We start from the raw sequence: 13,036 nt of genomic DNA, 5'->3' as shown, positions 1-13,036 counted from the left end.
GAGCCTTGGGGCAGTTGCTGATCAGGTTTCATTATCCTCCTCGCGGCGCGGCCTTTCGATTGCGCGCCGTGTGGGAAACCTCATGCGTAGTCGGCGAACGCTCCCGTAACCGGCTGCCACTCGGTGACCTTCAGTGCCGAGACCAGGTTCTGCACGTTGAAGGGGTCCTGCTTCAGCTCCTGCAGGAGGCCGGCCTCGTCCTCCGCGGTAAAGATCAGCAGGGCGCCGGCGCCGTCTGCATAGGGCCCGGAGGCCAGCAGCCTGCCGCCGGCAACGAAGCCGTTGAGCCATTCGCGGTGTGCCGGCCGGTACTCGTCGCGTGCGGCTTCCGAGTCGGCGGCGTAGACATACTCCACAGCAAAAACAGTCATGGTGGACACCTTACCCGCCTCGGGGACCGCCGGATTAATCACTGGTACGACACGAACCACGGCGCCGGACTGACGCCCAGATACGTCCGCTCGGGCGTGAAAACGGGCATGTCCTCGTCGTAGAAGTTCTTCCATCCCATCCACGTCCCCTTCGGCAGGTCCTGCCGCAGGGCCCGCCAGGTGTCCAACTTCTGTTCCGGGGTGCCGTGCCCGTCCGCATGGACGACGACGGCGACCTCCTCGTGCGACATGTCCAGGCCTTCGCGGTTGGTGATCATGCGCAGCTGGAACTGGTGCAGGACCAGCACCTTCTGCGGCAGGTTGTTCCGGCGGGTCAGATTGGCCAGCCAGGCCGAGACTTCGTTGACCTCCGCCGCCGGCACGGAGCCGATCTGCTCCATGTGCCGCTGCCCCTCCTGCAGCCGCCACTCCGGGTCGAGGGCCAGGCCGACATGCGGCAGCTTCAGCAGTTCTTCGTAGCGCTTGGCCTGGGTCAGGAAATCCGTGGTTCCCGGCTGCAGGTCCAGCACCACGTAGACGCCCGCCTCGCCGGCCGCGTCCACCCAGCGGCGCAGTTGGGACACGTCCGACTCCGCCGAGTAGTCGCCGTCCGCCCCGGCCGAGTCGGTGGCGACGGTCGCGATGATCTCGAAGGCCGGCTGCACCGGCTCGTCGCTGTACGGCTGGTACTGCTTCGCGAGCTCCTTCGCCCGCTTGATCGACGCCTGCACGCCCTGCTCCCCCAAAGCACCGAGCGCAGCACCGGACGAATGGCCGTAGAGCGCCACCATGCGCCGTGTCGGGAACGCAAGCAATCCGCCGCCCGGGAGTTCCGGCACAGTGAGGGCCGCCTCGACACGGGCGGCGAAAACGTCGGCATCCCCGAAGGCCGCACCCAGCCCGATCACGTTGTTGTCCGGTGCCGCCCGCAGGAAGTCAATGGTCTCCGGGGCTTCGCGCGGGTCCGCCGCCGGGTCCTGCTGCACGCGCGCACCGGCAGCCCGGGCGACCGCCACCGCCGCCGGCAGCTCGCCTTCCGCCTCGGGAGCCAGCAGCACGGAGCCGGGCGCCGTTCCGCCGGCTCCGGCGGGCCGCTCCGCCGGGTCGTCCGGACCGAGGAGCCCGATTCCGGGCAGCAGCGAAGACCACCCGGCTGTTGGCGTTGCCGACGATGCCCTCGCCCCGGATGTTTCGGCGGGGCGCGGACCTTGGGCCGCTCCCCCGCCGGCAGCGGGGGAGGCACCCGGGCCCGCCGTCGTCGTCGTGCTCTGCGCGGGAGTGCCGAAGACCTTGGCGCTGCGCACCCCCAGCCGTTCAAGCTCGGCGTTCAGCCCGTCGCCCGCCAGCAGGACCGGCACGCCCAGGCTGACCGCTTCCGCGGCGGCCTGCTTGACGGCCGCGGGGTCTTCGGGCGGCGCGAGCACCGCGAGGGGACTGGACTCGAAGAGGGCGCGGCTGGCCGCGAGGGCCGCCTCGGCATCAGGCCCGGCAATCAATTCGGGTGCCGCTCCCCCGGATTTCAGGACGACGCGGGCCCGCTCGTGTTGGGCCGACTGGCCCGGAGAGGCGCCGCCCTCCGCCACGGAACAGCCGCCGAGGACCAGCGCCGCCGCGGTCGCGGCCGCCGCCAGCGCCCGGGCACGACGCGGGTACCCTCCCGAGAGCACCCGCCCCGGTTGCCTGTCCGCCATCTCTCCCCTCCCGCCGTCGTCAGTACTGCCAGACTAGGCCGATCGCGAAGCATTGGGGAGGCAGCTACGGTCCCCGGGCGTGTCAGGGCGACAGGGGGCAGGGCGGCGACCGCGCGGCGGCGACCGCGCGGCGGCGGGGGCTATCCGAAAATGTTCACCGGTTTGACGATGTCCGCGTAGATCAGCAGCGCGCCCATGCCCAGCATGAGGATCGCGACCGCGTACGTCAGCGGCAGCAGCCGGGCGATGTCCACCGGCCCCGGGTCCGGGCGGCGGAAGAGTCTGGCCACGCCGCGGCGCACGGCCTCCCACAGCGCGCCGGCGATGTGTCCGCCGTCCAGCGGCAGCAGCGGGATCAGGTTGAAGACGAACAGGGCCAGGTTGACCGAACCGACCAGCCCGATCAGCGACGCCACCCGTGCCTCCATCGGGATCTCGTCCATCGCCGTGATTTCGCCGGCAATCCGGCCCACGCCCACCACGCTCATCGGGCCGTTGGGGTCGCGCGGTGCATCGCTGAACGCGGCCTCGGCGACGTCGGCCAGCCGCTGCGGGAGGTGGAGTACGACGCCGGTGATCGCCTGCAGGTTTTCGCCCACCGCGGGCAGTACCTCCGTGGCGGGCTGCGGGGCCAGTTCGGTGGTGGAACCCATGCCGACGAAGCCGGCCTGCTCCACGACCGGGTCGCCGTTGGCATCCAGCACCGGCTGGTTGTCCTCGCCCAGCACCGGGCGCTCGGTCAGGATCGGGGTGATGGTGGTGCGGATGGTCTGTCCGCCGCGTTCGAGCACGATCGGGGTCTGCTGGCCGGCGGCCTCGCGGATCCAGCGGGTGAGCTCGTACCAGTCGGTCACGGGCTTGCCGTCGAATTCGGTGACGGTGTCCCCCGGCCGGATGCCGGCGGCCGTGGCGGGCGCCTCGGGGTCGGAGGGCAGGCAGTCCGTCTGGCCGGTCTCGGCCTGCTGGCTGGCGGGGACCACGCACTTGTTGACCTGCGCGATGGTGGTGCTCGGCTGGGCAGTGCCGAAGCCGACCATGACAATGCCCAGCAGGACGACGCCGATCAGCAGGTTCATGAACGGGCCGCCGAGCATGATGATGATCCGCTTATAGACGGGCAGCTTGTAGAACAGCCGGTTCTCGTCCCCGGGCTGCAGCCGCTCGGCGTCGGCTGTCCGGGCGTCCTCCGCCAGCTGCTGGAACAGCCCGGTGCTGGACTTGCGCACCCTGCCGTCCCCGCCCTTCGCCGGCGGATACATGCCGATCATGGAGACGTAGCCGCCGGCCGGGACCGCCTTCAGTCCGTACTCCGTCTCCCCCTTGCGCCGGGAGAACAGGGTCTTGCCGAAACCGACCATGTACTGGGTGACGCGCACGCCGAACAGCTTGGCCGGCACGAGGTGGCCCACCTCGTGCAGCGCGATGGACGCGGCGATGGTGACGGCCACGAAGAGCACGCCGAGGACAAAAAGAAGTACGGTCACAACATTCCTAAACGCTCGCGTGCGGTTTTCCGTGCCCACCGTTCTGCGGCCAGCACCGATTCGACCGTCAGCTCGCCGGAGGGTGCGTGCTGCTCCAGCACTGCCGCGATCGTTTCCACGATGGCAGGGAAGCCGATCCGGCCCTCGTGGAAGGCATGGACGGCCTCTTCGTTGGCGGCGTTGTAGACAGCCATCCCCGTGCCCGATGCGGCGCTGGCCTCCTTGGCCAGCCGCACCGCCGGGAACACGTCCTCATCCAGCGGCTCGAACGTCCAGCTCGTGGCCTTCGACCAGTCGCAGGGCGGGGCTGCGCCGGGCACGCGGTCCGGCCAGCCCATGCCGAGGGCGATCGGCAGCCGCATGTCCGGCGGCGAGGCCTGGGCGATGGTGGAGCCATCGGTGAACTGCACCATCGAGTGCACCACCGACTGGGGGTGGACCACGACGTCGATCCGCTCCAGCGGCACATCGAACAGCAGGTGCGCCTCGATCACTTCGAGCGCCTTGTTGACCATGCTCGCGGAGTTCGTGGTGACCATGCGGCCCATGTCCCACGTGGGATGGGCGAGCGCCTGCGCCGGCGTCACGCCGGCCAGCTGCCGCCGCGTGAAGCCGCGGAACGGACCGCCTGACGCGGTCACGATCAGCCGGTCCACCTCGCCGGCGGTCCCCGCGCGCAGGGCCTGGGCCAGCGCCGAATGCTCGGAATCCACCGGAACGATCTGCCCCGGCCAGGCGGCCGCCTTCACCAGCGGGCCGCCGGCAATCAGCGACTCCTTGTTCGCCAGCGCGAGCACGTGCCCGGCTTCGAGGGCGGCCAGGGTGGGTGCCAGCCCGATGGAGCCGGTGATGCCGTTGAGTACGACGTCGGCGTCCTCCCAGGCAGCGGTCCTCGCCGCCGCGTCGGGGCCCGCAAAGAGCTGCGGCGAATAGCCCGCGAGCGCCGCGTCCTCTGCGGCGGCCTTGATCGCCGTCGACAATTCCTCCACTGTTCCGGAAGCGATGCCGACGGCCTGGGCACGGGTGTGGACCGCCTGCCGGGCGACCAGTTCCAGCTGTCCGCCGCCGGCGGCGAGCGCGGTCACTTCGAAACGCTCCGGCACGGCGTCGACCACGTCGATGGCCTGGGTGCCGATGGAACCCGTGGAGCCGAGCAGCACGACCTTCCGTCTGGTCGGCGGGGCAGCGTCTCGGCTCTGGTCGCGGAACTCCATAACTTCCAGTATCCCGCACCGGCCCGCCGCCTTGGACGGGCCCGGGCGGCGCATGGCCACCCCCGGCTAACCAGGCGGCGGCGCTCCGGCCTACCAGTCGGCGGCGCTCCAGCCTACCCCCCGGTCGAACCCGGAGCCGTCCCCGCTGCCTCCAGCGCATTGCGGTGCCCTTCCTCGGTCCACATCAGGCAGGTCCGGCTGGCCGTGGCAACGACGACGCCGTGCTGGTTCCGCCCCGTGTGCGCCATCGTGACGATTCCCTGGCCTGGCCGGGAGGACGAGGGGCGCTTGTCGGTCACGACCGTCTCCGTGTAGAGCGTGTCCCCGTGGAAGAGTGGATGCGGGAACGTCACGTCCGTCAGCCCCAGCTGCGCCACGATCGTGCCCTGGGTCAGCTGGGTGACGGACTGCCCGACCACGGTGGCCAGGGTAAACATGGAATTAATCAGCCGCTGGCCGAACGGCTGGGTCTCGGACCAGGCCGCATCCAGGTGGAGTGCCTGCGTGTTCATGGTGGCCGTGGTGAACAGCACGTTGTCGGTCTCGGTCACGGTCCGGCCGGGGCGGTGGACATAGGTCGTCCCCACCTCGATCTCGCCGAAGTAGAGGCCGCGCTGGACGACGGTCTTGTTCATACGTCGTCCACCTCATGCTCCTCGATCCTCAGCTCCGCTCCCGTCGCGGCGACCACCTCGTCCACCGAGACGCCGGGCGCGACTTCGCGCAGCACCAGGCCGCCGTCCGTGACATCGATGACCGCCAGGTCCGTGATGATCCGGTCCACACAGCCCTTGCCGGTGACCGGGAGCGTGCACTCGGTCAGGATCTTCGGACTGCCGCTGCGGTCCACGTGCTCCATCATCACGATCAGCCGCTTGGCGCCGAAGACCAGGTCCATCGCGCCGCCCATGCCCTTGACCATCTTGCCCGGGACCATCCAGTTGGCCAGGTCTCCGTTTTCGGCGACCTGCATGGCGCCGAGCACGGCCACGTCCACGTGACCGCCGCGGACCATGCCGAAGGACGTGGCGGAGTCGAAGATCGCCGCGCCCTTGTTCAGGGTCACGGTCTCCTTCCCTGCGTTGATCAGGTCCGGGTCCACCTTGTCGTCGGCAGGATACGGTCCGACGCCGAGGATTCCGTTTTCGGAGTGCAGCACCACCTCCACGCCGGCGGGAATGTAGTTGGGTATCAGCGTGGGCATCCCGATACCCAGGTTCACGTACTGCCCGTTCCTGAGTTCCCGGGCTGCCCGGGCCGCGAGCTCGGTGCGGGAGAGCGCCATGTCAGTTCCCCTCTCCGCCGGTTCCGGCCGGCAGCGGCGCGGCAACCGTGCGCTTTTCGATCCGCTTCTCCACGTTTCCGGCGACGACGACGCGCTGGACGAAGATGCCCGGGGTGTGGATCTGCTGCGGGTCCAGCTCGCCCGGGTCCACCAGCTCTTCCACCTCGGCGATGGTGATCCGGCCGGCCATCGCGCACAGCGGGTTGAAGTTCATCGCCGTTACGTGGAAGACCAGGTTCCCCAGCCGGTCGCCCCGCCAGGCATGCACCAGCCCGAAATCCGGGCGCAGCGATTCCTCGAGCACGTAGTCCTCGCCCCCGAAACTGCGCACCTCCTTCGGCTCGGACGCGATCGCCACGTTCCCCTCGGCGTCGTACTTCTGCGGCAGTCCGCCCTCGCTGACCTGGGTACCCACCCCCGCCGGCGTATAGAAGGCCGGGATGCCCGCGCCGCCCGCGCGCAGCTTCTCAGCCAGAGTGCCCTGCGGGGTAAGGACCACCTCCAGCTCTCCGGCCAGGTACTGCCGCGCGAACTCCTTGTTCTCGCCCACGTAGGAGCTGATGGTGCGGCGGATGCGCCCGTCCCTGAGCAGCACGCCCAGGCCCCAGTCGTCCACTCCGCAGTTGTTGCTGATGGTTTCCAGGTCGGTGGTGCCGGCGTCGTGCACTGCCTGGATCAGCGCCACGGGGATGCCACAGAGCCCGAATCCGCCGACCGCCAGCGAGGCGCCGTCGCGGATGTCCGCCACGGCCTCCGCGGCGCTGGCTACAACCTTATTGATCACTGCAGTCCTCCTTTGGGCCTCGGCCGGCGCCGGGTTACAGGCCCAGTCCCCGGGCGATCAGCATCAGCTGCACCTCCGTGGTTCCCTCCCCGACTTCGAGGATCTTCGAGTCCCGATAGTGCCGGGCCACCCGGAACTCGTTGATGAACCCGAAGCCGCCGAAGATCTGCGTGGCATCCCGGGCATTGTCCATAGCCGCTTCGCCTGACACCATCTTGGCAATCGCGGACTGGGTTTTGAAGGGCTTGCCCGCCAGCATCCGGGCCGCGGCATCGTAATAGGCCAACCTGGCGGTGTGCGCGCGCGCCTGCATCCGGGCGATCTTGAACTGGATGGCCTGATAGTGCCCGATGTTGTGGCCGAACGCCTGCCGCTGTTTGGCGTAGGTCAGCGCCTCGTCCACGCAGCCCTGCGCCGCGCCGGTGGCCAGGGCGGCGATGGCGATCCGCCCCTCGTCCAGGATCTGGAGGAAGTTCGCATAGCCGCGCCCGCGCTGCCCGAGCAGGTTGGCCTCCGGCACCCGCACGTCATCCAGCGTGAGCGGGTGCGTGTCCGAGGCGTTCCAGCCGACCTTGTTGTAGGCCTTCTCCGCGGTGAAGCCGGGCGTGTCCGTGGGCACCAGGATGGTCGAGATCTCCTTGCCGGCACTCCCGTCCGCCCGCTGCACGGTGCCCGTGACCGCCGTGACCGTGACCAGCCGGCTGATCCGCGTCCCGGAGTTGGTGATGAATTCCTTCCGGCCGTTGACCACCCACTGGCCGTCCTCCAGCCGCGCGGTGGTCTTGGTGCCGCCAGCGTCCGAGCCTGCCTCCGGCTCGGTCAGCCCGAAGCCGGCGAGGGCGTCGCCGCTGGTGAGCATGGGTAGCCACTGCCGGCGCTGCTCCTCCGTGCCGAAGCGGTACACCGGCATGGCCCCGAGCGAGACGCCGGCCTCTAGCGTGATGGCCACGGACTGGTCCACCCGCCCGAGCTGTTCGAGCGCAAGCGCGAGGGCGAAGTAGTCGCCGCCCATGCCGCCGTACTCTTCCGGGAACGGCAGCCCGAACAGGCCCAGCTCGCCCATCTGCTTCACGATCTCGTACGGGAACGAGTGCTCCTCGTCATGCTTCGCGGAGGCCGGCGCGACGACCTCGTCGGCAAATTCGCGCACGGTGTCCACCAGGTCCTGGTAGTCCTCGCTCAGGGAGAAATCAGGCATCTCTTGGCCTCTTTCTGTACGGGCCCGGCCGAACGGCCTGGAAGGGCCGCCGGGCACCCTGCGGCGGCGCGCTCCGCACCGCGTTCGCGAGGCACGCCGGGCTGGTAATGTCCACCCGGGAAGGCAGAGTCCACATCGACGTCTTCTTCCTCTGGCGGGCCGCGGAGCCGGCCCGGGACTGGCCTTGGCCAGCCGTTTTGGTTAGTGTGGATTAACTGAAATTCAGCGTAATGTCCGTCACATCAAATGTCCAGCACCACCGCTGGCAGGAGGAAATGCCGTGTCCGTCAACGCCGCAGCCGACGCCGGACGGGTCACCGGACGCAGCAAGGCCAAGGCATCCCGCCGTGCGGCGCTGCTGGCCGCCGCAGCGCAGCTCTTCGCCGAACGGGGCTTCAACGGAGTCTCCATCGAAGACCTCGGCGCTGCCGCGGGCGTCAGCGGGCCCGCCGTCTACCGTCACTTCAGCAGCAAGCACGCGGTCCTGTCCGCCCTGCTGACCGGGGTCAGCCAGGACCTGCTGGACGGCGGTCGTGCCGTCGTCGACAGTTCTCCCGACCCCGAGGACGCCCTGCGCGGGCTGATCGAATTCCATGTTGACTTCGCCCTGAGCAATCCGGAGGTCATCCGCGTGCACGACCGGGACCTGGACAGCCTCCCGGCGGAGGAATCGGCGCACGTGCGGGACCTGCAGCGCCAGTATGTCGAGGTCTGGGTGGCCGTGCTGTCCCAGATGCTCCCGGCCCAGGACGGGCCGCGGCTTCGGATGCGCGCCCACGCGGCCTTCGGGCTGATCAATTCCACGCCGCACTCGCTGCACCGGGGCAAGCGCCAGCGGGACAGGGGCTGGCGCCGAAACCTGCTGGAACAAATGGCATGGGCAGCCCTGAAAGCCGAGTAGTCTGTTGAGACCACCTAGACCCGAAAGGTTCCAAAATGATTGAGCTGCGCCCCGTGGAGCCGGCGGACCTGGACAAGTTCTTCGAGTACCAGCGGGACCCGGATGCCAACCACATGGCCGCATTCTCCGCCAAGGACCCTTCCGACCGAGGCGTCTTCAACCACCACTGGCAGAACATCCTCAACGATGAGCAGATTGTTGTCCGCACCGTCACCGCAGACGGCGAGGTCGTCGGCAGTGTCCTGGTCTATCCGTCCGAAGGCTACCCGGAACTCAGCTTCTGGACCGCCAAGTCGCACTGGGGCCGCGGCATCACGTCCGCCGCGGTAGAGAAGTTCCTGGCCGAGTTCACCGCCCGCCCGATCCGCGCCCGCGCCGTCAAGGACAACCTGGGCTCCATCAAGGTGCTCGAAAAGGCCGGTTTCAAGCCGGTCGGCGAGTCCAAGGGCTTCGCCAACGCCCGCGCAGCAGTGGTGACCGAGGAGATCCTCGAACTGGTCTGATCAGACCATCGCCAACAGCACGGCGGGGTCGCTGATGATCGCGCCGACGTCCGCCAGGAACAGCGCCGCCTGCTCCCCGTCCACCAACCGGTGGTCGAAGGACAGGCTGAGCGTCATCACCTGGCGCAGTTCAATCCCGCCGCGGTATTCCCACGGCCGGCGCTGCACCGCGCCGGTCGCCAGGATGGCCGCCTCCCCCGGATTCAGGATGGGTGTGCCGGCGTCGATCCCGAATACGCCGATGTTGGTCAGTGAGATGGTGCCGCCTGAGAGCTCGGCCGGGGCCGTCTTGCCCTCGCGGGCCCTCCGGGTCAGCTCCGCCAGCGCCCCGGCGAGTGCCGCCAGGTCCAGCGTCTGGGCGTCCCTGATGTTCGGGACCAGCAGTCCTCGCGGTGTCGCGGCGGCGATGCCCAGGTTGACGTAGTTCTGCTGCACGATCTCCTGGTGCTCCTCGTCCCACCGTGCATTGAGCAGCGGGTGGCGGTCCAGCGCGATGCAGAGGGCCTTCGCCGCCAAGGTCAGCGGGGTCAGCTTGGTTCCGGCGAAGGCGCGCTGCCCGTGGAGGCGGTCCAGCAGTTCCAGGCCCGCCGTGGCATCGACCGTCAGGAATGACGTCGCATGCGGAGCCGTGAAGGCGCTGGCCACCATCGCCGCGGCCATCTGCTTACGCACGCCCTTGACCGGCAGCCGGCTTTCACGCTCCGTGGCGCCGCCAAGCCAGCGCCCGCCGCCGGCAGCCGCGGGCAGTCCTGCGGGCGGCAAGGCGGCACCGGCGCGGAAGCCTTCGACGTCCGCACGCGTGATCAGCCCCTCCCGCCCCGTGCCGCGCACGAGGGCGAGGTCCACTCCGAGCTCCCTGGCCAGCTTGCGCACCGGCGGCGTCGAACGCGGCCGTTCCTTCACCGCCGGTTCCGTCCCGCCGGCAGCGGCGGGGGCAGGATGGTCCGCAACCGGCACAGCGGCGGGCAGCGGCGCATCAAAAGTACGACGGCGGCGCGCCGGTTTCCCTGTCCCCTCGGCCTGGGCGCCGTACCCGACCAGGACTGCCTCGCGGGCCGGGGCGGCCGCCGAGGCCTCCGGCGCCGCGGATCCACCCTCTGCAAGCCTGGTTGGTCCGGCATCCGCCTGTCCGGTATTCACCTCGCCGGCCACTTCGAAGGAGACGATCGGTTCGCCCACGTTGACCGTGGTTCCCGGAGCCTCATGCAGGGTCTTGACCACGCCGGCGAACGGCGACGGCAGCTCGACGACGGCCTTGGCCGTCTCGACTTCGCCCAGGATCTGGTTGAGTTCGACCTTGTCCCCCTCGGCCACCCGCCAGCTCACGATCTCCGACTCGGTCAGGCCCTCGCCCAGGTCCGGCAGCTTGAACACGCGCACGGCCATCAGTGCCCCTCCCCGCCGCCGAGCGAATTCCGGCGGTCCAACACCCGGTCCACGCCGTCGAGGATGCGGTCCAGGTTGGGGAGGTGGTGGTGCTCCATTTTCGCCGGCGGGTACGGAATGTCGAAGCCGGTGATCCGCTCCGGGGCGTGCTCCAGATGGTAGAAGCAGCGCTCGGTGATGGAAGCGGCCAACTCGGCGCCCAGGCCTCCGGTCCTGGACGCTTCATGGGCCACGACCAGCCGGCCGGTCTTGCGCACCGAGGCCTCCACGGTACCGAAGTCGATGGGCGACAGCGAGCGCAGGTCGATCACCTCGAGGGAGATCCCCTCCTCGCGGGCTGCTGCCGCTGCCTCTCGTGCGACCTGGACCAGCGGCCCGTAGGTGACGAGCGTCGCGTCGTCGCCGGACACCTCCACCCTGGCCTGCTCCATCGGGTAGCTGTCCAGCCCGGCCTCCTCGTCCACTTCTCCCTTGGTGTGGTAGCGGCGCTTGGGCTCGAAGAAGAGCACCGGGTCATCGCAGGCAATCGCCTGCTGGATCATGAGGAACGCATCCTGCGGGTTCGACACAGAGACCACGCGCAGGCCCGGGGTGTGCAGAAAGTATGCTTCCGGCGATTCCGAATGATGCTCCGCCGCCCCGATTCCGCCGCCGAACGGAACCCGGATGGTCAGTGGCATCTTGACCCTCCCCCGGGTGCGGTAATGCAGCTTGGCCACTTGGCTCACGATCTGGTTGAACGCCGGATAGATGAACCCGTCAAACTGGATTTCGCACACCGGGCGGTATCCGCGGTAGGCCATGCCGACGGCCGTACCCAGAATCGCGGATTCCGCCAGTGGGGCATCGATGACCCGGTGGGCACCGAAGTCTTTTTGCAGCTCGTCCGTGATGCGGAAGACGCCGCCGAGCATCCCGATGTCCTCGCCGATGAGGACCACCTTCGAGTCCCGTTCCAACGCGCGGCGCAGACCGGAGTTGATCGCCCGGCCAAAGGTCATGGTGCTCATGACGTGCCTCCCGGACCCGTCTCGAAGGATGCCAGGTACCGCTGGTAGTCCCGGCGCTGGCCGGCCAGGACCGCGTGGGGCGTCGCGTAGACGTTGTCGAACACGTCGAGCTCGCCCGGCTCGGGGATGCTGACGCACGCCTCGCGCAACTCGTTGGCCGCCCGGTCCGCGGCCGCCCGGATCCGTTCTGTGAAGTCCGTCCCGAGGAGCCCCTCCGCCTCCAGCAGCCGGCCGAGCCGGTCGATGGGATCGCGCCCCTTCCAGTCCTCCAGCTCGTTGGGATCCCGGTAGCGCGACGGATCATCCGCCGTCGTATGCGGACCCATCCGGTAAGTCACCGCCTCGATGAAGGCGGGACCGCCACCGCCCCGCGCCCGCTCCAGGGCCTGGCGGGTCACCGCAAGGCAGGCCAGCACGTCGTTGCCGTCCACCCGGATGCTCGGGATGCCGAAACCGGGAGCGCGGTCCGCAATGTCGCGCTGCGCCTGCAGCCGCACCGGCTCCGAGATGGCCCACTGGTTGTTCTGGCAGAAGAAGATGACGGGAGCCTGGAAGCTGGCGGCAAACACCATCGCCTCGTTCGAGTCCCCCTGGCTCGTTGCGCCGTCGCCGAAATACGAGACCGCCACCGCGTCGGCGCCGTCGAACTTCGCGGCCATCGCATAGCCGGTTGCGTGCAGCGTCTGCGCGCCGATGATGACCTGCGGCGTAGCCATGTTGACGGCGTACGGATCCCAGCCGGAGGGCGCGTTGCCGCGCCAGACCCGGAGCATGTCCGCATAGCCCACGCCCCGGCAGTAGGCCACGCCGTTCTCGCGGTAGCTGGAGAAGACGAAATCGTCCTTGCGCAGGGCGCGGCCGGAGCCGATCTGTGCCGCCTCCTGCCCCAGCAGCGGCGGCCACAGCGCGAGCTCCCCCTGCCGTTGCAGGGCGGTGGCTTCCTGGTCGAGCCGGCGCACCACGACCATGTCTTCGTAGAGGCCCTGCAGCGCCGCGCCGTCGACATCCTCGATCCACTCTTCGAAGCCGGAGCTGCCGGTCCGGCTGCCGTCCGGCGCGAGAAGCTGGATGAGGTCTTCCTGTGGAACCGGGCCCATGCCATGTAGGGACACTGCTGCACGCGCTCCTTCGCTCGTGGTGTTCGCCGACCCGGTGTTCTTGTGGATGTCCGGACCGGCGTAGGGCCTTCCGACGCGATTGTCGGAAGGT

13 protein-coding genes are annotated in these 13,036 nt (G+C 69.2%); 2 read left to right on the top strand and 11 right to left on the bottom strand.

Annotated features, from left to right (window positions below; translation table 11 throughout):
* Positions 1–80: 80 nt before the first annotated feature.
* The 8 genes from OC550_RS04575 to OC550_RS04540 form a co-directional block, all read right to left on the bottom strand.
* Complete coding sequence (locus tag OC550_RS04575) at positions 81–371, bottom strand: YciI family protein (RefSeq protein WP_262104111.1); 291 nt, start codon at positions 369–371, stop codon at positions 81–83.
* Between the two features lie 38 nt (positions 372–409).
* Positions 410–2,062 carry a hypothetical protein gene (locus OC550_RS04570; RefSeq protein ID WP_262104110.1) on the bottom strand — a complete coding sequence of 551 codons (1,653 nt, stop codon included), beginning with the start codon at positions 2,060–2,062 and terminating at the stop codon, positions 410–412.
* Positions 2,063–2,202: 140 nt separating this feature from the next.
* Positions 2,203–3,546 carry an RIP metalloprotease gene (locus tag OC550_RS04565; RefSeq protein ID WP_262104109.1) on the bottom strand — a complete coding sequence of 448 codons (1,344 nt, stop codon included), beginning with the start codon at positions 3,544–3,546 and terminating at the stop codon, positions 2,203–2,205.
* The gene (gene dxr, locus OC550_RS04560; protein ID WP_262104108.1) at positions 3,543–4,760 is read right to left on the bottom strand and encodes a 1-deoxy-D-xylulose-5-phosphate reductoisomerase; all 1,218 of its coding nucleotides are present in this window, start codon (positions 4,758–4,760) and stop codon (positions 3,543–3,545) included. Before dxr ends, OC550_RS04565 begins: the two co-directional genes overlap by 4 nt.
* Before the next feature lie 113 nt (positions 4,761–4,873).
* On the bottom strand, positions 4,874–5,395 hold the full coding sequence (locus OC550_RS04555) for a MaoC family dehydratase (RefSeq protein ID WP_262104107.1): 522 nt from the start codon (positions 5,393–5,395) through the stop codon (positions 4,874–4,876).
* Positions 5,392–6,045, bottom strand: coding sequence for a CoA transferase subunit B (locus OC550_RS04550; RefSeq protein ID WP_262104106.1), 654 nt, complete (start codon positions 6,043–6,045; stop codon positions 5,392–5,394). Before OC550_RS04550 ends, OC550_RS04555 begins: the two co-directional genes overlap by 4 nt.
* A 1-nt stretch (position 6,046) precedes the next feature.
* Positions 6,047–6,829, bottom strand: a complete 783-nt coding sequence (locus tag OC550_RS04545; RefSeq protein WP_262104105.1) for a CoA transferase subunit A — start codon at positions 6,827–6,829, stop codon at positions 6,047–6,049.
* Between the two features lie 34 nt (positions 6,830–6,863).
* Entirely contained in the window at positions 6,864–8,027 is a 1,164-nt protein-coding gene (locus OC550_RS04540; protein WP_262104104.1) for an acyl-CoA dehydrogenase family protein, read from the bottom strand.
* A gap of 280 nt (positions 8,028–8,307) precedes the next feature.
* On the opposite strand from OC550_RS04540, the gene OC550_RS04535 reads away from it, so the two are divergent.
* Positions 8,308–8,928, top strand: a complete 621-nt coding sequence (locus OC550_RS04535; protein ID WP_262104103.1) for a TetR/AcrR family transcriptional regulator — start codon at positions 8,308–8,310, stop codon at positions 8,926–8,928.
* Positions 8,929–8,963: 35 nt separating this feature from the next.
* The gene (locus OC550_RS04530) at positions 8,964–9,431 is read left to right on the top strand and encodes a GNAT family N-acetyltransferase (protein ID WP_262104102.1); all 468 of its coding nucleotides are present in this window, start codon (positions 8,964–8,966) and stop codon (positions 9,429–9,431) included.
* Here OC550_RS04530 and OC550_RS04525 read toward each other — a convergent pair whose 3' ends face one another.
* Genes OC550_RS04525 through pdhA form a run of 3 tightly spaced genes read right to left on the bottom strand, consistent with a single transcriptional unit; the run spans position 9,432 to position 12,924 of the window.
* Positions 9,432–10,817, bottom strand: a complete 1,386-nt coding sequence (locus OC550_RS04525; RefSeq protein ID WP_262104101.1) for a dihydrolipoamide acetyltransferase family protein — start codon at positions 10,815–10,817, stop codon at positions 9,432–9,434. It lies immediately after the preceding gene.
* Positions 10,817–11,827, bottom strand: coding sequence for an alpha-ketoacid dehydrogenase subunit beta (locus OC550_RS04520; protein WP_262104100.1), 1,011 nt, complete (start codon positions 11,825–11,827; stop codon positions 10,817–10,819). Before OC550_RS04520 ends, OC550_RS04525 begins: the two co-directional genes overlap by 1 nt.
* On the bottom strand, positions 11,824–12,924 hold the full coding sequence (gene pdhA / locus OC550_RS04515) for a pyruvate dehydrogenase (acetyl-transferring) E1 component subunit alpha (RefSeq protein ID WP_262106252.1): 1,101 nt from the start codon (positions 12,922–12,924) through the stop codon (positions 11,824–11,826). Before pdhA ends, OC550_RS04520 begins: the two co-directional genes overlap by 4 nt.
* Between the last annotated feature and the right edge of the window lie 112 nt (positions 12,925–13,036).

Origin of the sequence: Arthrobacter sp. Marseille-P9274, assembly GCF_946892675.1 — a bacterium.
Taxonomy (GTDB): Bacteria; Actinomycetota; Actinomycetes; order Actinomycetales; family Micrococcaceae; genus Crystallibacter.
Note: the sequence above shows the minus strand (reverse complement) of the source record. Positions and strands in the feature narration are given on the sequence as shown.